Below are 19,579 nucleotides of genomic sequence, written 5' to 3'. Positions count from 1 at the left end.
ATGTAATCTGTGGTGGCTGATTTATTTCATAAATGCTTTTGTTATTTTACCTGCATAAGTTCTGGGCTGTCCTTCCATTGGTGTCGGGGCAGGCAGCTTCTGACATTCCAGTATGACAGACGGCTCGCTTTGTCCTGTAGGATAGAAACGTATGCTATATGTCTCTGCTTTCTCCAATTGCTCGTAAGGCTGGTCGGGCGAGAGGATACTGAATACAACAGGGCTTCCGGAAATTTTTCCTATGGATCCTCCGGCGTTAGCTGTCATCATGGTCATGTTGAAAGGATCGGAGCCGATAGCGATCACCAGTCGGCCTGCACCCATCTGGATGGCGTTGGCAGGAACTTGATCGGGAGCTACCTCTTTATAGCCCGGCATTGTGCTTGGAGGGGTAACAGGGATTGCGGGGGTAACCGTAGCTGCTTTTTCTACCTTTTCAGTTTCTTTTTCACCACCGATTACCACAACTTTCGGAGCGGTCACTACTGCCGGCTTTTTCGGAGCGGCTTCTGCTGCTGCGGCTTCCTGAGGTTTTTGGCTCAGTGCTTTTGCTGCCTCTTCAAAAAGGTTATCGGCAAAGTCTACCGTCTTCCTGCGCCATTTGGCAAGACCACGTACCAGTTTGGTTTTGGTTTTATTCAGAGCAAATTTATCGGTGATCCATTCTTCGGCTGTATATTTTTCTTTTTCACGATAAGTGTAGCGGATTTTTTCTATTTCCATTGTGCACTTCTGCGGCTGGCAGTTGACGGTGATTTGATAGGTCAGCCAAGTACGGTCCAAAGAAAGAGCGGTAGAGCTGAATACCAGCCATTCTTCGCCGGTTGCGGCAATGACACCTTGGTCTTTATATACCACGCGGCTATTGTTTTTGTTCTGGGCCATGCGTCCGTCAAGCCACTTGAGCATCCGTTCATAGATTTCGTCTTGTGACATGCCGGGAATGCTGAATTCGCGGCTGAAAACTACCCGTCCGTCAACTTCGGGCACGGCGCCCGCAAGGTATCTGCTGTCATCATCATCTTTGTCATTGTCTGCCCAAAGGGTTGCAGGCAGGCAAATCATAAATAACACGAGAAAAAATTGTGTCAGTTTGTTCATAATCGTATGTTTTATTTAGTTATATCTCAAAGCTTTCGCCCCGGTGAGTGATGGTGATGAAACGGCATCCACCGGCTTCGGCTATAGACCGGAAAGCATTACCTCCCTCGTAGTCTTCGCTGAAGTGTATGGGTACAAATATAGTAGTTTTTATTCGTTCGATGAATTGTTGGGCACCTTTCATATAATCTTTTCCCATTCGGCGGTCGACGGGGAACATTACCAGATCGACGGCCGGAGCAGATTCCCGGAGAAATTTCACTTCTGCCAGAAAGTCGCCTTCGGCTTTGCGTATCTCTTGTTCGGTAGACTCTTCGCTCCAATGCCAATTGTTGAGGTCACCGGCATGGAAGATGCTTTTCCCTTGCAGATGAATCAGGAAGGAGATGCCTACGTCCGTAGAACCGAAAGCCTGAATGCGCAGTGTATCATCTTCGTACTCCTCACCTTTATTAATATAGATCGCATCTTCACTTTGTGCCCGATGATGCTTCAGGATATCTTTTGAGAAGATATAGATGATGTCGGGACGTTGCTCTTTCCAGGTCAGTATTTCCCGGTTAAAATGGTCGGGATGAAAATGTGAGGCAAGTACATACAGCTTGCCGGGTCGTTGGAGCAGACGGTCGTGTACGATACCTTTATTTCGTTCCGTTTCCGAAGAGTCCTTGTAATAATCAATGATAAGGGTTACACCTTCTGCTTCGATGGCAAACCCGCTGTGGTATATATAATCCAGAATCATAAGCGGATGTATTTTATGAATGCAATATTACGTATTATTTGTTGGTTGCGCAAGTACAATAACCGGAAATATCAAGGGGCAAGCCTCTCTTTCCGCCAGCTTCCGTCCGCTTGGAGGGTGTAGAGAAAGCGGTCATGCAGTCGGTTGGCTCTACCCTGCCAGAACTCGATTCGTTCAGGGATGACGGCATAGCCTCCCCAGTGTACCGGACGTTCCACTTCTCTGCCTACCCATCGGGCAGCTTCTGCAACGAAGCTGCGAATCAATTGCATCCGGCTTTTCAACGGACGGCTTTGAGGAGAGATGCGTGCTCCGATGCGACTTTTGTAGGGGCGTTGGCGGAAGTAGGCATCGGATTCACTGGCAGGGACTTTTGAGGAAATGCCTTCAATGTGTACCTGTCTTTCCAGCGCGTGCCAGACGAAAGAGAGGGAAATATACGGATTCTTTGCCAGATGACTGCCTTTACGGCTTTCATAATTGGTATAAAAGATAAATTTTCCGTCATGTAAATCTTTTAGCAATACGGTACGGGTCGATGGTCGCCCTTCGGGGGATACGGTACCTACCAGCATGGCTGTAGGCTCTTCTACTTGTGCATCGATAGCTTCGTGCAGCCATCGGTTGAAAAGAGAAAGCGGGTTGTCGGGAAGATCTCCTTCCTTCAGCCCGCCTTTAGTGTACTCCTGCCGGATGGCAGCGAGGTTGATAGTCTCACTCCCGACCCCTCTTCCGTGAAGAGGGGAATCAGGATGTGTGGACGTATGATCGGTTGACATAAGCAATTACTTTAAATTTACATCGGTACTTCTATCAGTAATATCTTGGAGTCTTTCAGGGTTTCTATCTCAAAGCTTTTGGTTTCAGAGATTCCCAATCCGTCGCGGCGGGTCAGGATGATATCGTCTATTTTTACTTCTCCTTCGATCAGGAAAATGTAGACTCCCGTATCCGTTCCATGTATCTTGTATTCAAGCGTTTTACCGGCTTCTGCTTCACCCATCGAGAACCAGGTGTCCTGTAGCAGTTTGGCTGGTGTACTGCCATCCGGTGACAAGATCAGGGCCAGTTCGTTTTTTTTCAGCAACCCCCGGATGTCGTAATCCTGATAGAGTGGGTGGGTGTTTCGTTCTTTGGGCATGATCCATATTTGTAGAAACTCCACAGGTTCCGACTTGCTGCCGTTCATTTCACTATGATAGATGCCTGTTCCGGCACTCATCACCTGAATATCGCCAACAGTGATGGTACGGCTGTTCTTCTTACTGTCTCCGTGTGCCAGAAATCCCTTTAGGGGGATGGAGACGATTTCCATATTCTTATGTGGGTGGGTCTGAAAACCTTCTCCCGGTGCGACACGATCGTCATTCAGCACCCGTAAAGCGCCGAAGTGGATGCGTTCGGGATTATAATATTCATCAAAGCTGAAACTGTGGTGGCTGTCAAGCCAGTCATATAAAGATCGTCCGCGGGTATCCGAGCGGTGAACTACCTTTTTCATAATGTATCCTTTCTTTTAAAATGTATTCTATAAGCCAAACAATTGGGAAGTATAAATGGTTTGAAGCGTTCACTTTTTTATTAGGAACAAGGGGAAGGAGGCGGTTTCAGAAGTGAAACAATCAGGCTCCTGAAATCCGGCAAACAGAAGAGATTTGAATGCGTTCGGTAAATATGAGCCGGAGAAAATTTTGTTGAAAATATTATTATCTTATTTTTGTGCTTCCAAAATCCGCCAATAGTAAGAAGATATGAGAAAGTTATTGTATGTTATTCTGTTAGTACTGCTTCATTGTTTTATATCTCCGGTGTCTGTTTGCGCCGGAATGTTTTCTTTACCAGACAGTTTGATTACAGATGACAACGTATATAAGTATACATTCTCCGACTTTGAAAAAGCGCAGCAGATCATGGAGCAGTTGAGGAAACAGAAGTCGCTTCCTCCGTTCCGTTTGGATGTGGTGGAAGGCGATTTGTATTTCAATGTAGGGCAATACTACTGGGCGTTGAAATTCTATAAGCGTGCTTTGGAAAGTGACTCGGTGCTCAATAGTGATAAAAACTATATGGAACAGGTGCACCGTATGATTTCGTGTTACGACTGTTTGCACAATGAGAATAAAAAGGCACAGTATGTGGACTTGCTTTTGAAGAGGGCTGAGCTGTGTGATGATAAAGCGATGCAGTCCGTTGCTCTGTTTAATATGGGGAAGATGCTCTATTATCAGGGTAATAAGGATAAGGGATATGAATTCATGGAGCAGGCGGTAGCGATGATGGAAAAAACAGATTACCCATATAAGTACGATAACCTGCGCTATAATTACAATACTTTGCTGATATTCCAGGAGTCGGACAGGCGTAGTGAAGAGGCCCTGAAAACACTGGCTGCATTAGAAAGGATTGTGACGGAAGAGACCGGCAGTGAGATACCGATGGAGGGATTGAGCGGAAAGGAAAAAAAGGCGATGTACGCCCATTACGCTGTGGTTCTTTTCCGGTTGGGGCGGTCGGAAGAGGCTGACCGCTATTACCGGCTATTTTTGTCAGTAAGTAAGGAATACGATCGAGATGACTACCTGATTATGCCTTATCTGTTCGATCGGAAGATGTATGATCAGGTGATCCGTATGAATTCCGCTCGTGAAAAGGTATATGTTACGCGGAAAGATACGGTAAATTATTATATGGTCACCATTAAGAAGTCCCTTGGGCGTGCCTATCGGGATAAAGGTGATTACCGGACTGCTGCAAGATATTTTGAACAGCTGGCTGTGTTGCGTGATAGCATTAAGGCCAGAGAGCAGAAAAGTGCTGCATTGGAACTGGCAGCGGTTTATGAAACGAATGAAAAGGATATGTTTATTCAGCAGCAAGCCGCTGATATGCGGATGCGAAATGCCCTACTGATATTTGTGGTCTGTATTGTTTTTCTGTTAGGGATACTTTTATGGAGAACCTTCCGGCACAACCGTACCATACGCTGTAAGAATAAGGCGATGGTAGGAACCATTGAGGATTTGCTGATATACAAAGAAGAACTCTACCGGAAAAAAGAGGAGAACCATCTATTGAAAGAACAGTTACAGAAAGAGCGGGAAGTACGGGCGTATATAGATGGAAATGCATTGCAGGCAGAAGAGCCCGGAAAGTCGGATGTTCCTGTCGATCCGGAGCCCGAGACGGAAGATAACAATGCGGTACACGATAAAATGCTGTTCGACAAACTGGAGCGTGAAATCATTAACCGGCAGTTATATCTTCAGCCGGACTTTTCGAGAGAGGAGTTAATCAAGACAATCTACATTCCCAAGAATAAGTTTGCGCCGCTTTTTAAGCAATATGCCGGAATGAGTTTTTCAAAATACATTAATAATCTTCGCTTGGAGTATGCTGCCAAGATGCTGAAAGATTACCCCGATTATACAGTAGACACGATAGCCCAGGAGTGTGGAATGTCTACCCAATCTTTTTATCGTCTCTTTTCCGGTAAATTTGGGGTGACTCCTACCGATTTTCAGGTAGGAGTACAACGTGTTAGTAATAAGGAAATTACTGACTGAAAGTGAAAAAATGAGAGACTAAGAGTGAAAAAATGAGAGAATAACCCACTTCAAGTATTTTGATCTGTAAATCTTTCCCTTTACCTTTGAACCACATCAACGAATCTGGTTTAGGTGATGTACTGTACCCAAAATCTGCCGGGAGTTTTCTCCCGGCAGATTATTCTCAGCAAGGCCGGTCACTGCATCAGGCTATTAGAAAATTTCACAGAGTTAATCTTTTAAAAAACACGTATTGTTATGATTAGGAAAGCATTCAAAGTAGGTGATACAATCACCATCAAACGTACCTCACATGCAGGTACTGGTTATCGTTACGCTTTAGTACGCCTGACTGGTGGAGTTGCCCTTGTGGAGGAATTGTCAGAAGATGCCGATACCTTGGGTGGAATGTCTGTACAGTCTTTTACTTTCCAGTTTTTGCAGCCGGGACAGGTAGAGATTCAGTTTGCCTATTATCGTGATGCCACGGGAGTTCTTTACGAAGACGTATTCCCTTATACAGTGGTTACTTCCGAGAAAGCGGATATAATAATAGGAGGCTGGGGAGAATTTGAACCGTTGACGGATCAGGATAAAGAATTGTTTCAGACCTGCATGACTTTGAAAGGGGTGGATTACACTCCACTTCTGGTTGCCAAACAACTGGTAAGCGGCTATAACTACCGCTTCATCTGTATGACTAAAACAGTAACCCGCGAGCCCAAGTATGGTTTTGCTAAAGTAACTATTTATGCTCCTCTGAAGGGAGAGCCTTTGTTAGAGAGCATTGTGGAATACTGATGAAAAAAGGGTGAACCGAAGGCACATAAATAGAGAATGCTAAATAGTAATCCCGGACATTATGTATTTCATCCGGGTTCCCCCCCCTTGGATTAAGCCTGCCGTTTCTTGAGAAAGAAGTGGCAGGCATTATTGTTTGTTACACATCACTTTTTCGTGTTGCTCTTTTCTAAGCATTGCCCAGTTTCACTTCATTCACTAAAGGTTTCCGGTTCTTGAAGTCCCGTATGTTCTCCAAAGTCGTTGCTGCAATATTAGCCAGAGCCTCGCGGGTAAAGAATGCTTGATGAGAAGTTACGATCACGTTATTAAATGACAGCAAACGTGCCAGCACATCGTCGTCGATGATACGGTCCGATTTATCTTCGTAGAAGTATTCGCTTTCTTCTTCATAAACATCCAGTCCGGCCGAACCGATCTTTTTATTTTTTAATCCTTCGATCAGCGCATTGGTATGAATCAGCTGTCCCCGTCCGGTATTGATGATCATTACTCCGTCTTTCATTTTGCTGATCGAGTAGTCATTGATCAGATACTTTGTCTGTTCAGTGAGCGGGCAGTGCAATGATATGATATCCGAGCTGTGGTATAATTCATCGAGCGTCGTATATACTATCTGGTTCTCCCGTGCAAAGTTATAATCCGGATATAGGTCATAGGCCAATATGTTCATGCCGAATCCTTTGAGGATGTGTATCAGTATTTTTGCAATCTTTCCCGTACCGATGATACCTGCTGTTTTTCCGTGCATATCGAAACCTAACAGTCCATGCAGAGAGAAGTTCCCATCCCGTGTACGCCACGAAGCTCTCGGAATCTTCCGGTTGAGTGAAAGCATCAGGGCAACCGTATATTCGGCTACGGCATACGGTGAATAGGCCGGGACACGGACAACGGTTACTCCGTTTTCGGCAGCGGCTTTTAAGTCTACATTATTATATCCGGCACAGCGAAGAGCGAGTAATTTTACCCCGTTGGCGGCCATTGTTTTTATTACTCCAGCATCAGCTGTGTCGTTCACGAAAATGCAGACAGCATCCACTCCCTGGGTCAGCAGCACGTTGTGCCGGTTCAAGTGACCTTTGAAAAATCGGAGTTCGAATCCGAATTCTTTGTTTTTTTCGTTGAAAGAAGCTTCATCGTAGGGTTTGGTACCAAAAAATGCGATTGTATATGCCATAGTTTTCTTATTTTATATTCTATAATATAAAAACGTTTAGCAATGGAGTAATGTTTGGCTTTCTGAGTGTCTTTTCTTATGATGTTTTCTTGTTCGTTTCAATCGAAACAGTTTGTGTTTTCAATTAATTTGTTGGTGAAAACGTAATTAGATGCACAGAAATATTCGTCATGTGCAATATTATTGTACCTTTGCGCCCGAAATAACTTAAAAAAGATTTAGATGAGAAAATTATTCTTGATTAGCATCGGGTTGCTAATCGTTTCAACTTCAACTTTTGCGGGAGGTCTCCTGACAAATACCAATCAGCACGTATTGTTTTTGAGAATGTTGGCTCGTGATGCTTCTACACAAATTGACGCAGTATATTCCAATCCGGCAGGTGTCGCTTTCATGGAAGATGGTTTTCATCTGTCTCTCAACGGACAGAGTGCTTTCCAAACAAGAACCATCACTTCTACTTTCGCTCCGTTTGCAGGCTTTGGCGGAAACGCTACAAAAGTATATAAAGGTGAAGCTTCGGCTCCGTTTGTTCCCAGTGTATTTGCAGTTTATAAGAAGGATAAGTGGGCATTCTCGGCTAACTTTGCCATTACCGGCGGTGGCGGTAAAGCTACTTTTAATGAAGGATTGGGTTCGTTTGAATCACAGGTAGCCATGATTCCGAAGTTGTTGAAAGAACAAGGTTTTGTAGCAGATAAATATTCTGTTAATAGCTTTATGGAAGGTAAACAGTACATCTTCGGTTTGCAGTTGGGAGCTACCTATAAGATTACGGATTATCTGTCTGTTTTTGGTGGCGCACGTATTAATTATGTAAGTAATGCATATTCGGGATATTTGAAAGATATTCAGGCAAATATCGGGGGAGGTGATAAACTGGTAAATCTGAATAACTATTTTACTACTTTAGCTGCCGGTGCAATGGCTGCTGCTGAAAAGTTTGAGCCGGGTTCTCCTGAATATATCAAATATATGACTGATGCTGCAAGAGCTTCGGCTGTAGCAGGTGAGACTGCCGATATGGAACTTGACTGTAAACAGTCAGGATGGGGAATTACTCCTATTATTGGTGCTGATTTTAAAATGGGCAAATGGAATGTAGGCGTGAAATATGAATTCAATACAAAATTAAACGTTGAAAATAAAACGAAGGGTACATTGCCTGCCGCTCCTGCCGATCCGACAAAAGATAAATTCGCAAACTATCGGGATGGCGTTAATACTCCACATGATATTCCTAGTTTGCTGACTGTCGGTGTGTCTTATGAAATCTTGCCGGTATTACGTGCTTCGGTAGGTTATCACCATTTCTTTGATACACATGCAAAGATGGCTACTGTACAAGATCCTGCTACCGGTGCTTTGGTCGATAAACATAATTATATTGGCAACGGAACGAATGAATATCTTGCCGGTATGGAATGGGATATTTGCAAGTGGGCACAGATAAGTGCCGGTATGCAACGTACTAAATATGGGGTGAAAGACAATTATCAGAGTGATATGAGCTTTGCGGTAAGTTCTTACTCGTATGGTTTTGGCGCAGGTTTCAATGTAGCTAAGAACTTGAAACTGAACGTTGCTTATTTCTGGACTGATTATGACAAATATACTAAAGATATGAGTAGCTATAATGGTACAGGAACGCCTGGAAAGGATGTCTTTACTCGTACCAATAAAGTATTCGGTATCGGTCTCGACTATAAGTTCTGATACAAGGCTTCTACTAATCTTTATTAATATAACTCTCAAGAAGGATCGGATTACTCAAATAATCCGGTCCTTTTTCATTTAACCTCCTATATTAAGATTATCTTTGTGTTCTAATCCCGAACGATATGAGAGACACATTTTTTCTTTTCTTTGCAGCATTGAGCTTTGCATGCGTTTCTTGCAGCCAGGCATTAAGTAAAAGAGTGGAAGATGATAATCCCTGTGTGGTGAAATTTTATTTTTAGCCCCATCTCCGTAGAGTAATAACAGAGACGGGGCTGGGTTCGTCCTTGGACTTTTTTTACGTTAGAGTTCAGAGAGATTTATAAAAAGCTAGAACGAATATTGTACCAATGCGTTCATGCGGTTGGCATGACGGGTATTGCTACTGAAGTCCGTACGCCATCCTCTCAGATATTCGGCGCCTACCTGTAAGTTGCTGGTTACGTTCCAAAACAGGTTAGCTACCAGATATTGGCCCTTCCGGTACATATCGGGTACATCGCTTGGATACGTGTGTTCCGAGTAGAGGCGTGACAAACTGTAAGTGCCCGATACAAATACATCTTTGCTGATGTTGTATTGCAATCCGGCGAACCATCCCAACATGGGGAGCGTCTGCATGCGCCCTTCTTTTTCCGGGTTAGGAACAATATCCACATTCAGGTTGCTCAAGTCGTTTAGGTATTGTCCGATACCCCTTCCGTAATTCACCTGTCCGTATACTTGCCATTTCGGAGTCACGTTGAAGGAAGTCGAAGCTTGAAGTCCGTATCCGGCTTTTGAGTGCGCCTTATTGTCTACGGAACTTGAATAAGTCATGCTGCGAACGATGGCAGCTAACTTCAGGTGGCTGTTGGCATTCCAGTTATACTGTGCTGAGGCAGTGAAGTCGGGCATACGCTGGGTGTTGATGGTGAGATACTGATTCGTGGTACCGTCTACCGATGGCATTTCGACACCGACGCCGAATTTCCAGTTCTTCAGCTTGTCACACATATAGCTCAATTGAGTGGTTCGATAGAAAGCCGAGCCGTTAGGGCCTGCAAAGTCGATGGTAGGAGGCAGGGCGGCAAGGTCCATAAAGTTACCATAGCTGTATCCCAGAGTAAAGCCGAGGAAGGTAGCATAAGCATTCTGCAACTCGAAAGTCTTTCCGTCTCCGCGGAAGTTTGCAGCAGTATAAACCACGAAGTCACCCAGACGTTTGGTATGTCCCACCAGTTTCAGGAAAAGAGTCGAAGTGCTGATATCCATCTGGAACTGATTGCGTGCATGGTCGGCAGATCCTTTATTAGGAATCAGCGCCGGATAGAAGTCTACATCTTTCACAATTCCCCCGAAGTCATATTCGGCGGTTGCCCGTACATATCCGCCGATACCCAGTGCGAACTTTCCTTGCCGGTCGGTCAGTACGAAGCGTGGAGCCTTCGGTTCCTGGAAACGCGGAAGACGCGTCTCGTTCATGATCCGGATAATCTCGTCTCCGGCTTTGTCGGTCGATACAAACATCACGGAGTTCGGTTCTTCATCTTCGATGATTACTTTTTTCTGGGCATGTGCCGCTACAGGCAAGAGTCCCAATCCGAGTAGCATAGCTACAGATCTAAAAAATGTTTTCATTATAAGTTAAGTTTTAGGTGAATTGCCCTATTGAACAACTTAAATGGGAAATGGTTGAAGGGCCGAGGGAAAAATCGCCAAATTATGCGGAAGAATTGCTATAGGACAGACCGTTTAAAATGCGAATCTTTGCATATTCGATAATCAGAAAGAAAGAAGAGCAATGGAAAAGATGAATATTACCCATAAGATAGTGGCTATGCAGCCCGAACTGGAACATTTTGCCTATAAACTGACTGCTGACCGGGAGTCGGCCAATGATCTGGTACAGGATTGTCTGTTGAAGGCATTGGACAACAAAGAGAAATTTGTGCATACCCAGAATTTCAAGGGATGGATGTATACCATCATGCGCAATATCTTTATCAATAATTACCGTAAGTCGTTACGTGAAGTGGATATGACCGATTCCACCTATAATCTCTATGCGCAAACCATGACGGAAGGTGAGGACGGCAACCGCTTTGAAACAATTTACGATCTGAAGGAACTCTATAAGGTGATTAATGCCGTTCCCGAAGAGTTGAAGAAGCCTTTCCTGATGTTTGTTGCCGGATTCAAGTATCGTGAGATAGCTGAGAAGATGGATTTGCCGGTAGGGACTATCAAGAGCCGTCTGTTCCTGATCCGCAAAAGATTACAGCAGGATTTGAAAGACTTCTCGTAAGAGCGCTTATTAAGATCGATGCCGGATTTTCCGGAAGTATGAATGGGCTTTTGTAACTCTGTGACAAGAGTAAAAAGAATAGTGTGTTAAGTGTTTGTTATGTTGTACCCGGACGGGGCATTACATTATATGTTATCGCGATAACAATATATGTAATGCCCCGTTACATATATTGTTATTTTGTCGATTAAAAAAGAATTGCTACCTTTGCTGCCCGTAAACGTATGATGCCGTGAATAGCGGTCGTGTATTCTAGAACACCACGTAAAAAACAGGAATTATGAAAGAAAAAGTATCTATACCCTTCATGTTGCTCGGCATTCTGTTCAACGTCTGTCTGATTGCAGCAAACCTTCTCGAAACCAAAGTGATTCAGGTTGGCAGTATCACTGTTACTGCCGGATTGCTGGTGTTTCCCATATCCTATATTATCAATGACTGTATAGCCGAAGTATGGGGATTTAAAAAGGCCCGTCTGATTATTTGGAGCGGATTTGCCATGAACTTCTTTGTGGTAGGGCTCGGGCTGATTGCCGTGGCGTTGCCCGCAGCACCTTTCTGGGAAGGCGAACAGCATTTTGATTTTGTGTTCGGCATGGCTCCCCGCATTGTTGTAGCCAGTCTGTTGGCCTTTCTGGTCGGTTCATTTCTCAATGCCTATGTCATGAGTAAAATGAAAGTGGCCAGTGGCGGACGTAATTTTTCTGCCCGTGCCATCTGGTCTACGGTAGTGGGAGAAACGGCCGATTCACTGATCTTCTTTCCCATCGCATTCGGCGGACTGATTGCCTGGCCCGAGCTGTTGGTGATGATGGGCACTCAGATTGTGCTGAAGTCCCTTTACGAAGTGATTATCCTTCCGATCACCATCCGTGTCGTGAAAGCCGTTAAGAGAATTGACGGGAGCGATGTTTATGATACCGACATCTCCTATAATGTACTTAAGGTAAAGGATATATAATAAGGAGAACTTAAAAACACTTTTTTCAAGAAAATAAATGATGAAAAATGATTCAGCAGTAGTTCTGTTCAGTGGCGGACAGGACTCTACAACGTGTCTCTTCTGGGCGAAGAAGCATTTCAGCAAAGTATATGCGCTTAGTTTCCTGTACGGACAGAAACATGCACACGAGGTAGAACTGGCCCGGGGAATAGCCGAAAGGGCAGGAGTGGAGTTTCATGTGATGGACACCTCTTTTATCGGGAGCCTTGGAAGCAATTCGTTGACGGATACCAGCATCTCAATGGACGAAGACAAGCCGGAAGATTCGTTCCCGAACACCTTTGTTCCGGGACGTAACCTGTTCTTTCTGAGTATTGCCGCTGTCTTTGCCCGTGAACAGGGAGCTTTCCACTTGGTTACCGGAGTTTCGCAGACCGATTATAGTGGTTATCCCGATTGCCGCGACTCGTTTATCAAGTCGTTGAATGTCACTCTGAATCTGGCGATGGACGAACAGTTTGTTATCCATACACCGTTGATGTGGATTGATAAAGCCGAAACCTGGGCATTGGCGGACGAACTCGGCGTATTCGATCTTGTACGGAACGAGACGCTGACCTGTTACAACGGGATTCCTGCCGACGGGTGCGGACACTGCCCGGCATGCAAATTGCGGAAACAGGGGCTGGAAGAGTATTTAAGTAAAAGAAACCGTTAAATGATTAATAGATTATGACTGAACTGAAAGACCAGCTTTCTTTACTGGGAAGAAAGACCGAATATAAGCAGGATTATGCTCCCGAAGTATTGGAATCCTTCGATAACAAGCATCCTGAGAACGATTATTGGGTACGTTTCAATTGTCCGGAGTTTACCAGCTTGTGCCCCATAACGGGACAACCGGATTTTGCCGAAATACGTATCAGTTACCTGCCCGATGTGAAGATGGTGGAGAGCAAGAGCCTTAAGCTATATCTGTTCAGCTTCCGCAATCACGGTGCTTTTCATGAAGATTGCGTGAATATCATAATGAAAGACCTGATCCGTCTGATGGACCCCAAATACATTGAAGTGACCGGTATCTTTACACCCCGCGGCGGTATTTCGATTTATCCGTATGCCAACTATGGTCGCCCCGGAACGAAATATGAAGAGATGGCTGCCCGGCGGTTGATGAATCATGAATAGGGGATAACCCTATTCATGGTGATAGGGCCCGCCGTTCAGTATGGTCATGGCCCTATACATCTGTTCTACAAAGATCAGGCGGATCATCTGGTGCGAAAAAGTCATTTTCGACATGGATATCTTTTCGTGTGCCGCATCATATACCTTTTGTGAAAATCCGTAAGGTCCTCCTATGATAAATACCAGGCGTTTGTTGACGTTTACCAGCTTCTTCTCCATCCAGCGTGCAAATTCCACCGAACGCATCTCTTTTCCGTGCTCGTCCAGCAACACTACCACGTCTCCCGGCTGGAGGGCTTTGCCTATCAGTTCGCCTTCCTTCTCCTTTTGTTGTTCCGGGGTGAGGCTTTTCGTGTTTTTCAGTTCGGGAATCACCTCCATATCGAAAGAAATGAAGTGTTTGGTACGCTCTATGTAATCGTTAATTGCAGTAATATAATGCTGCTCTACAGTCCGTCCTACGACGATAAGGGTTGTTTTCATTCAAGTGCAAACTCTTGTTTATTGCACAAAAATAAGAAAAAAATGTTGTTTTTAGCATTAAATACTTACCTTTGCGTATCGATAATACTTGTGATTATGAAAAAACGGGTACTTTTATGGATGGCCGGACTCGTATTCGCTGTAACTTCGCTCTTCGCACAGGACATACCGGTGGGCGTGGTCGTGGCGTTTAAGAAAGGAAACTCCCAAGAACTGAACAAGTATTTGGGAGAGAAGGTGGATCTGGTGATTCAGAATCGCTCGACAAGCGTCGACAAACAGACTGCTGAAGGGACACTTGCTTCTTTCTTTAATAGCAACAAGGTGAGTGGTTTTAATGTAAATCACGAAGGTAAGCGAGAGGAGTCGAGTTTTATTATCGGTACCCTGACCACTGCTAACGGCAATTTCCGGGTGAACTGCTTCTTCCGCAGGGTACAGAACAAATATTTTATAAATCAAATAAGAATAGATAAAACCAATGAATGAGTTAATAGACAGACTGATTGATCTGGCCTTTGCCGAAGACATAGGCGATGGCGACCACACAACACTTTCCTGTATTCCCGCCACTGCAATGGGAAAATCGAAACTTTTGATTAAAGAAGCCGGTGTATTGGCCGGTATCGAAATTGCCAAAGAAATATTTCACCGTTTCGATCCGACTATGAAAGTTGAGGTGTTTATCAACGACGGTGCCGAAGTGAAGCCGGGTGATGTGGCAATGGTTGTGGAAGGTAAAATTCAGTCTCTGCTTCAGACAGAACGTCTGATGCTGAACGTGATGCAGCGTATGAGCGGCATTGCCACTATGACACGCAAATACGTGAAGCAGCTGGAAGGAACCAAAACACGTGTGTTGGATACCCGTAAGACTACTCCGGGACTCCGTATGCTTGAGAAAGCGGCGGTAAAGATTGGCGGGGGTGTCAACCACCGTATCGGACTTTTCGATATGATTCTTCTGAAAGATAATCACGTGGACTTTGCCGGTGGCATTGATAAGGCCATCAACCGGGCTAAAGAATATTGCAAGGAAAAAGGAAAAGACCTCAAGATTGAAATCGAAGTGCGCAATTTCGACGAACTTCAGCAGGTGTTGAATATCGGTGGGGTAGACCGCATCATGTTCGATAACTTCACTCCCGAAAATACAAAGATAGCTGTCGAGATGATCGGAGGAAAATATGAGACCGAGTCGTCCGGTGGTATCACGTTCGATACACTCCGTGACTATGCCGAGTGTGGTGTAGACTTTATTTCGGTAGGTGCCCTTACCCATTCGGTAAAGGGACTCGATATGAGTTTCAAGGCATGCTGACATTTTGAACGGTCGGCGATAAACGTTCTTAAGTGATAAACGATGAACAGGCTACGCATTGATGCAAAGGCTTATTCATCGTTTATTGTTTCTTTAACTTCTTTTTGCACTATTGTTTGCAGCATTCGTTGCATCCTTGCGTCTAATAGACAAACGACGCAGACATACGTTCGATTTTAAAAAGACAATTGACATTGGAAAACGAGATAGAACTGATAAAGGGCTGTCGGGCAGGAAAGGATTCGGCCCGTAAGGAACTTTATACCCTATACTCGAGGCAATTGCTGGCGGTATGTTTCCGCTATACGGGCGATATGGAAGCGGCGCACGATGTACTGCATGACGGTTTCATCAAAATATTCACCAACTTTTCGTTTCGTGGTGAGTCTTCGCTCGGAACATGGGTGACCCGGGTGATGGTGACTCAGGCACTGGATTACCTGCGAAGGCAAAAACGGATCAGTCAGTTGGTGATACACGAGGATCAGCTTCCTGATATTCCCGATCTTCCGGAAGGAGGGGAGGCAGGACCGATATCCGAAGAACAGTTGATGAAGTTTGTCGCAGACTTGCCCGATGGCTGCCGGACGGTTTTTAACCTTTACGTGTTTGAGGAAAAGTCTCACAAAGAGATAGCCGATATGTTGGGTATTAAGGAGCATTCATCCACTTCGCAGTTGCACCGTGCAAAGTTTTTATTGGCAAAAAGGATTAAAGAATATAGAAATCATGAAGAGAGAAAATGATGAAATAACCGATCTGTTCCGTTCCCGTCTGGGCAACGCCGAGATGACTGTGCGGGATGGTTTCTGGGAAGAATTGAATTCTGAGGTGATGGTGCGTTGCCATCGTCGGAAGGTGTTTTTCTTCCGCGTAGCGGCAGCCGCTTCCGTACTGCTGGTACTGGCTGCTTCATCGGCTGCTTTTTGGTTCTTCTCTCCGAAAGAGGAGATAGAAGAAGCCTTTACCCAGGTAGCGGTTGTCAGCGGAAATGCGACTCACCTGGATGGTGACGTGGTGAAACAGGATTTCACTCCCGTACATTCCGAGCCTGTTTTGAGTAAACCGACGCCTAAGCGTTTCGGTACTCTGGCCCAATATCAGGACGAAGATGATGATTCGGTTTCGGTTACGGTTTCCATGTCATTCAGCTTCTCTGCAACGACTACACGCAGAGGACAAAATAATCATCCGGATAAAAACTATTGGCAGGCCGGCGGAGATGGACAGACCTTAGTAAATTCTGCTGATGAATCCCCGTCTTCCGATTATACGGCTATGACCGCTAAAGCCCGGACATGGGCTGTAAAGGCGGCAGTCGGTACCGCATTGCCTGCCGGAGATGGTAAATATAAGATGCCTGTTACGGTCGGTCTGACGGTAGAGAAAAAAATAAATAAACATTTAGCCGTAGAAACCGGTTTATTATATTCCAGTTTGCGTGCCGGACAGAACTTGCATTATCTGGGAATTCCCGTAAAACTGAACGTGACACTTGCGGAAATGCCGAAGTTAGATATATATGCTTCTGTAGGTGGAGTTGCGGATAAGTGCATAGCGGGAGCACCCGATAACAGCTTCAAACAGGAGCCTGTGCAACTGGCCCTTACCGCAGGAGTGGGAGTGAACTATAAAATTAATGATAAACTGGCTTTATTTGCCGAACCGGGAGTGTCGCACCATTTCAAGACAGACTCCAAGCTGGAAACAGTACGTTCGGCACGGCCTACGAATTTTAACCTGATTTGCGGTCTGCGCATGACCTATTAACCATTTAGTACGGACGTTATGAAAAAAACATTTTTTATGCTGCTCACGGTTGTTTTATCATTGCTTACTTGTGTAAGTTGCAGCGAAGAGACATTAGATTACAATAACCCGGATGTAGACCTTTTCGTAAGGCAACTCAAAGCGGGGAACTATAATACCAAGAGCCCGAAGGGCTTTGTAGAAGTGCCTAAATTTACGGAGAAGGATATTCCGGCATTGCTGAATTATGCGGAAGACCTGACTCAGGTTGCTTCTTTTCCGCTTCCGCCGGTATCTGCTTACTATAGCGGTAAGGTCCGGTTGGGCGAGTGCATGTTGTGGATCGTAGAAACCATTCGGTTAGGGCATTATGCGTCGTTTGGCTGCAAAATGGTGAGAGCCAATGCCGAGAACTACGAGGGCATCTATTTCCTGACCGATGAAGAGTTACTTGATGCTGCTGCCCGGTATCGTCGCTGGTGGGAAAACAGGCAGTATCCTCGTACGGCATGGACCATTGACGCATGCTTTGACGAGCCCCTTTGCGGGAGTGGATACCGTTGGTGGTAAAAAACTAAATCAGATGAAACGTATCGACTTTCTGGTGCTGTCTTCAGGGGCGGCAGTGATCCTTTATGCCCGATGAACAGCCACGTAAAGGAATTCAAAGACAGGAACATGCGAAGCAGGTACTTTCATCTTATTAAATAAGTGTAGAAGAATGAAGCGTTTGATATTGTTTATATGGTTATGTCCGATGGTCCTGATAGCCCGTGCCCAATGGACTGCGAAGGATTCATTGAATCTGCAACGCATCCTGAACGGCCAAGAGGATATCAAGCTGAATATGGATGCTGTGAAACAGATTGATTTCAACAGCTTGCCGGGTGCTCCCAAAATGTCGAAGGAGAAGCCCGGTCTGAAATTGGACGAGACGCTTCCACAAGTGCTTGATAGAAAGAAAATTGTGTTGACTCTCCGGCCTTATACGGCCAATACCAAATATAACTGGGACCCTATTTACCAAAAAAAGATACAGGTGGATGCCGATACGTGGCGGGGAGATCCGTTTGTCGAGTTTTATGAGACCGTCCCTTCCAACTGGGCTAAGAATGTATATGATAAAGGCATCCGCAGTTCATACGAGGAAATCCGTTCCAGTGGGTTACGGCATAATCTGTTTGGCGAACGTGCCAATGGCAGGATGGTGACTACGCAGAGTATGGTGCATACCTCTGCCATGAAGCTTGGCAAAAGTGGAGTAACCGTGAGTGGAGGCACTATCGGAGGTCTTGACCTGATGACTATTTTCACAAAAGATTTCTGGGACAAAAAAGGACGTGAACGGAGGGCGCGTACACTGGAAGTTTTGAAAGCGTATGGTGATTCTACAACGGTGTTGCTTCCTGAACCGATTATACATTGAATTTGTTAAAAGATAAATAGGAGGATTCTTGCCTTCTTTTTTCAAAAACGATATGACTATGAACAGAATTTCTTCTCTTTTCGGTATTCAGTATCCCATTATTCAGGGCGGTATGGTGTGGTGTAGTGGCTGGAGGCTTGCCTCGGCTGTCAGTAATGCGGGCGGTTTGGGGTTGATAGGCTCCGGTTCGATGTATCCCGATATTTTGCGTGAACATATTCGTAAATGCCGTGCAGCCACAGACAGACCTTTTGGGGTAAATATTCCTTTGATGTATCCCCAGATAGAGGAGATCATGAATATCATTGTGGAAGAAGGGGTTAAAATCGTATTTACCTCTGCCGGAAACCCGAAGACATGGACCGGCTGGCTGAAAGAGCGTGACATCACGGTGGCACATGTCGTTTCTTCTTCTAAGTTTGCCATGAAATGCGAAGAGGCGGGAGTCGATGCCGTGGTAGCTGAGGGTTTTGAGGCTGGCGGGCATAATGGTCGGGAGGAGACAACGACGCTTTGTCTGATTCCTGCGGTACGTGAAGCCACTACTTTACCTTTGATTGCGGCCGGAGGGATTGGTACCGGTGAGGCCATCTTCGCCACGATGGCGTTAGGGGCCGAAGGAGTTCAGATAGGTACTCGTTTTGCTCTGACGGATGAAAGTTCGGCAAGTGATATTTTCAAGGAATATTGTTTGCGGTTGAACGAAGGCGATACCAAATTATTGCTGAAGAAACTGGCGCCTACCCGTCTTGTGACCAATTCGTTCCGTGATAAGGTGGAAGTGGCTGAGGCGCGGGGAGCTTCTGCCGAAGAACTTCGTGAACTTTTGGGCAGAGGACGCGCCAAGAAAGGCATCTTCGAAGGTGATCTGGAAGAAGGAGAGCTTGAGATAGGGCAGGTGGCTGCTCTGTTCCGCCGCAGGCAAAGTGTGGACGAGGTAATGAAAGAATTGTTGGAGGGATACCGCAGAGCTTCGGACAAGGTATCTTCTTTTTTGTTATAAACGGATCATTCCACCACAGGGTAACACAGAGTCTTACGGAGTTCTTCTTTTTATGATTCTGCTCCGTGAAACTGTGTTACTCCGTGGT

The 19,579-nt window shown here is 45.2% G+C and carries 21 protein-coding genes; 14 read left to right on the top strand and 7 right to left on the bottom strand.

The window, feature by feature from the left end:
* Nucleotides 1–21: 21 nt before the first annotated feature.
* The 4 genes from KO473_RS03865 to KO473_RS03850 form a co-directional block, all read right to left on the bottom strand.
* Entirely contained in the window at nt 22–1,101 is a 1,080-nt protein-coding gene (locus KO473_RS03865; RefSeq protein ID WP_005776117.1) for a DUF4468 domain-containing protein, read from the bottom strand.
* A 19-nt stretch (nt 1,102–1,120) separates the two neighbouring features.
* On the bottom strand, nt 1,121–1,846 hold the full coding sequence (locus tag KO473_RS03860; protein WP_005819108.1) for an MBL fold metallo-hydrolase: 726 nt from the start codon (nt 1,844–1,846) through the stop codon (nt 1,121–1,123).
* Between the two features lie 71 nt (nt 1,847–1,917).
* Nucleotides 1,918–2,625 carry a pyridoxamine 5'-phosphate oxidase gene (pdxH, locus tag KO473_RS03855; protein ID WP_005819109.1) on the bottom strand — a complete coding sequence of 236 codons (708 nt, stop codon included), beginning with the start codon at nt 2,623–2,625 and terminating at the stop codon, nt 1,918–1,920.
* Between the two features lie 17 nt (nt 2,626–2,642).
* Nucleotides 2,643–3,347 carry a pirin family protein gene (locus KO473_RS03850; RefSeq protein WP_122130556.1) on the bottom strand — a complete coding sequence of 235 codons (705 nt, stop codon included), beginning with the start codon at nt 3,345–3,347 and terminating at the stop codon, nt 2,643–2,645.
* Between the two features lie 250 nt (nt 3,348–3,597).
* Between KO473_RS03850 and KO473_RS03845 the strand changes: the two genes are divergently transcribed.
* Nucleotides 3,598–5,409, top strand: a complete 1,812-nt coding sequence (locus KO473_RS03845; protein WP_005819112.1) for a helix-turn-helix domain-containing protein — start codon at nt 3,598–3,600, stop codon at nt 5,407–5,409.
* A gap of 240 nt (nt 5,410–5,649) precedes the next feature.
* Nucleotides 5,650–6,192, top strand: coding sequence for a protease inhibitor I42 family protein (locus KO473_RS03840; protein ID WP_005776124.1), 543 nt, complete (start codon nt 5,650–5,652; stop codon nt 6,190–6,192).
* 169 nt (nt 6,193–6,361) lie between these two features.
* Here the strand turns inward: KO473_RS03840 and KO473_RS03835 are convergent, their stop codons facing one another.
* Nucleotides 6,362–7,372 carry a 2-hydroxyacid dehydrogenase gene (locus KO473_RS03835; protein WP_005819114.1) on the bottom strand — a complete coding sequence of 337 codons (1,011 nt, stop codon included), beginning with the start codon at nt 7,370–7,372 and terminating at the stop codon, nt 6,362–6,364.
* Between the two features lie 222 nt (nt 7,373–7,594).
* Here KO473_RS03835 and KO473_RS03830 point away from each other — a divergent pair, with 222 nt between their 5' ends.
* Nucleotides 7,595–9,088, top strand: coding sequence for an OmpP1/FadL family transporter (locus tag KO473_RS03830; RefSeq protein WP_005819116.1), 1,494 nt, complete (start codon nt 7,595–7,597; stop codon nt 9,086–9,088).
* Nucleotides 9,089–9,421: 333 nt separating this feature from the next.
* On the opposite strand, the gene KO473_RS03825 is transcribed toward KO473_RS03830, so the two are convergent.
* The gene (locus tag KO473_RS03825) at nt 9,422–10,711 is read right to left on the bottom strand and encodes a DcaP family trimeric outer membrane transporter (protein ID WP_005819118.1); all 1,290 of its coding nucleotides are present in this window, start codon (nt 10,709–10,711) and stop codon (nt 9,422–9,424) included.
* A gap of 163 nt (nt 10,712–10,874) precedes the next feature.
* Here KO473_RS03825 and KO473_RS03820 point away from each other — a divergent pair, with 163 nt between their 5' ends.
* The 4 genes from KO473_RS03820 to queF all read left to right on the top strand — a co-directional run bounded on the left by KO473_RS03820 (nt 10,875) and on the right by queF (nt 13,509).
* Nucleotides 10,875–11,378, top strand: a complete 504-nt coding sequence (locus tag KO473_RS03820; RefSeq protein WP_005809512.1) for an RNA polymerase sigma factor — start codon at nt 10,875–10,877, stop codon at nt 11,376–11,378.
* 280 nt (nt 11,379–11,658) lie between these two features.
* Nucleotides 11,659–12,339: a queuosine precursor transporter gene (locus tag KO473_RS03815; protein ID WP_005776226.1), complete on the top strand. Its 681-nt coding sequence runs from the start codon at nt 11,659–11,661 to the stop codon at nt 12,337–12,339.
* Between the two features lie 40 nt (nt 12,340–12,379).
* The gene (queC, locus tag KO473_RS03810; protein ID WP_005809507.1) at nt 12,380–13,039 is read left to right on the top strand and encodes a 7-cyano-7-deazaguanine synthase QueC; all 660 of its coding nucleotides are present in this window, start codon (nt 12,380–12,382) and stop codon (nt 13,037–13,039) included.
* 14 nt (nt 13,040–13,053) lie between these two features.
* Nucleotides 13,054–13,509: a preQ(1) synthase gene (gene queF / locus KO473_RS03805; RefSeq protein ID WP_005776228.1), complete on the top strand. Its 456-nt coding sequence runs from the start codon at nt 13,054–13,056 to the stop codon at nt 13,507–13,509.
* Nucleotides 13,510–13,518: 9 nt separating this feature from the next.
* Here the strand turns inward: queF and rlmH are convergent, their stop codons facing one another.
* Entirely contained in the window at nt 13,519–13,992 is a 474-nt protein-coding gene (gene rlmH / locus KO473_RS03800; RefSeq protein ID WP_005776229.1) for a 23S rRNA (pseudouridine(1915)-N(3))-methyltransferase RlmH, read from the bottom strand.
* 96 nt (nt 13,993–14,088) lie between these two features.
* On the opposite strand from rlmH, the gene KO473_RS03795 reads away from it, so the two are divergent.
* The 7 genes from KO473_RS03795 to KO473_RS03765 all read left to right on the top strand — a co-directional run bounded on the left by KO473_RS03795 (nt 14,089) and on the right by KO473_RS03765 (nt 19,491).
* Nucleotides 14,089–14,481 (top strand): DUF4783 domain-containing protein, encoded by a 393-nt coding sequence (locus KO473_RS03795; protein ID WP_005776230.1) that lies wholly within the window; start codon nt 14,089–14,091, stop codon nt 14,479–14,481.
* Nucleotides 14,474–15,313, top strand: coding sequence for a carboxylating nicotinate-nucleotide diphosphorylase (nadC, locus tag KO473_RS03790; RefSeq protein ID WP_005809499.1), 840 nt, complete (start codon nt 14,474–14,476; stop codon nt 15,311–15,313). The genes KO473_RS03795 and nadC overlap by 8 nt, the downstream gene beginning before the upstream one ends.
* Nucleotides 15,314–15,507: 194 nt before the next feature.
* Nucleotides 15,508–16,059, top strand: coding sequence for an RNA polymerase sigma factor (locus KO473_RS03785; RefSeq protein WP_005776233.1), 552 nt, complete (start codon nt 15,508–15,510; stop codon nt 16,057–16,059).
* Complete coding sequence (locus KO473_RS03780; RefSeq protein WP_005819120.1) at nt 16,043–17,083, top strand: outer membrane beta-barrel protein; 1,041 nt, start codon at nt 16,043–16,045, stop codon at nt 17,081–17,083. The genes KO473_RS03785 and KO473_RS03780 overlap by 17 nt, the downstream gene beginning before the upstream one ends.
* A gap of 36 nt (nt 17,084–17,119) precedes the next feature.
* Nucleotides 17,120–17,632 carry a DUF4943 family protein gene (locus KO473_RS03775; protein WP_005819122.1) on the top strand — a complete coding sequence of 171 codons (513 nt, stop codon included), beginning with the start codon at nt 17,120–17,122 and terminating at the stop codon, nt 17,630–17,632.
* 151 nt (nt 17,633–17,783) lie between these two features.
* Entirely contained in the window at nt 17,784–18,488 is a 705-nt protein-coding gene (locus KO473_RS03770) for a DUF4858 domain-containing protein (protein ID WP_005776237.1), read from the top strand.
* Between the two features lie 58 nt (nt 18,489–18,546).
* Nucleotides 18,547–19,491 (top strand): nitronate monooxygenase family protein, encoded by a 945-nt coding sequence (locus KO473_RS03765; RefSeq protein WP_032530194.1) that lies wholly within the window; start codon nt 18,547–18,549, stop codon nt 19,489–19,491.
* The last annotated feature ends 88 nt before the right edge of the window (nt 19,492–19,579 follow it).

Source organism: Bacteroides sp. HF-4919 (assembly GCF_018860125.1).
This window is presented reverse-complemented; position numbering and strand designations above follow the sequence as displayed.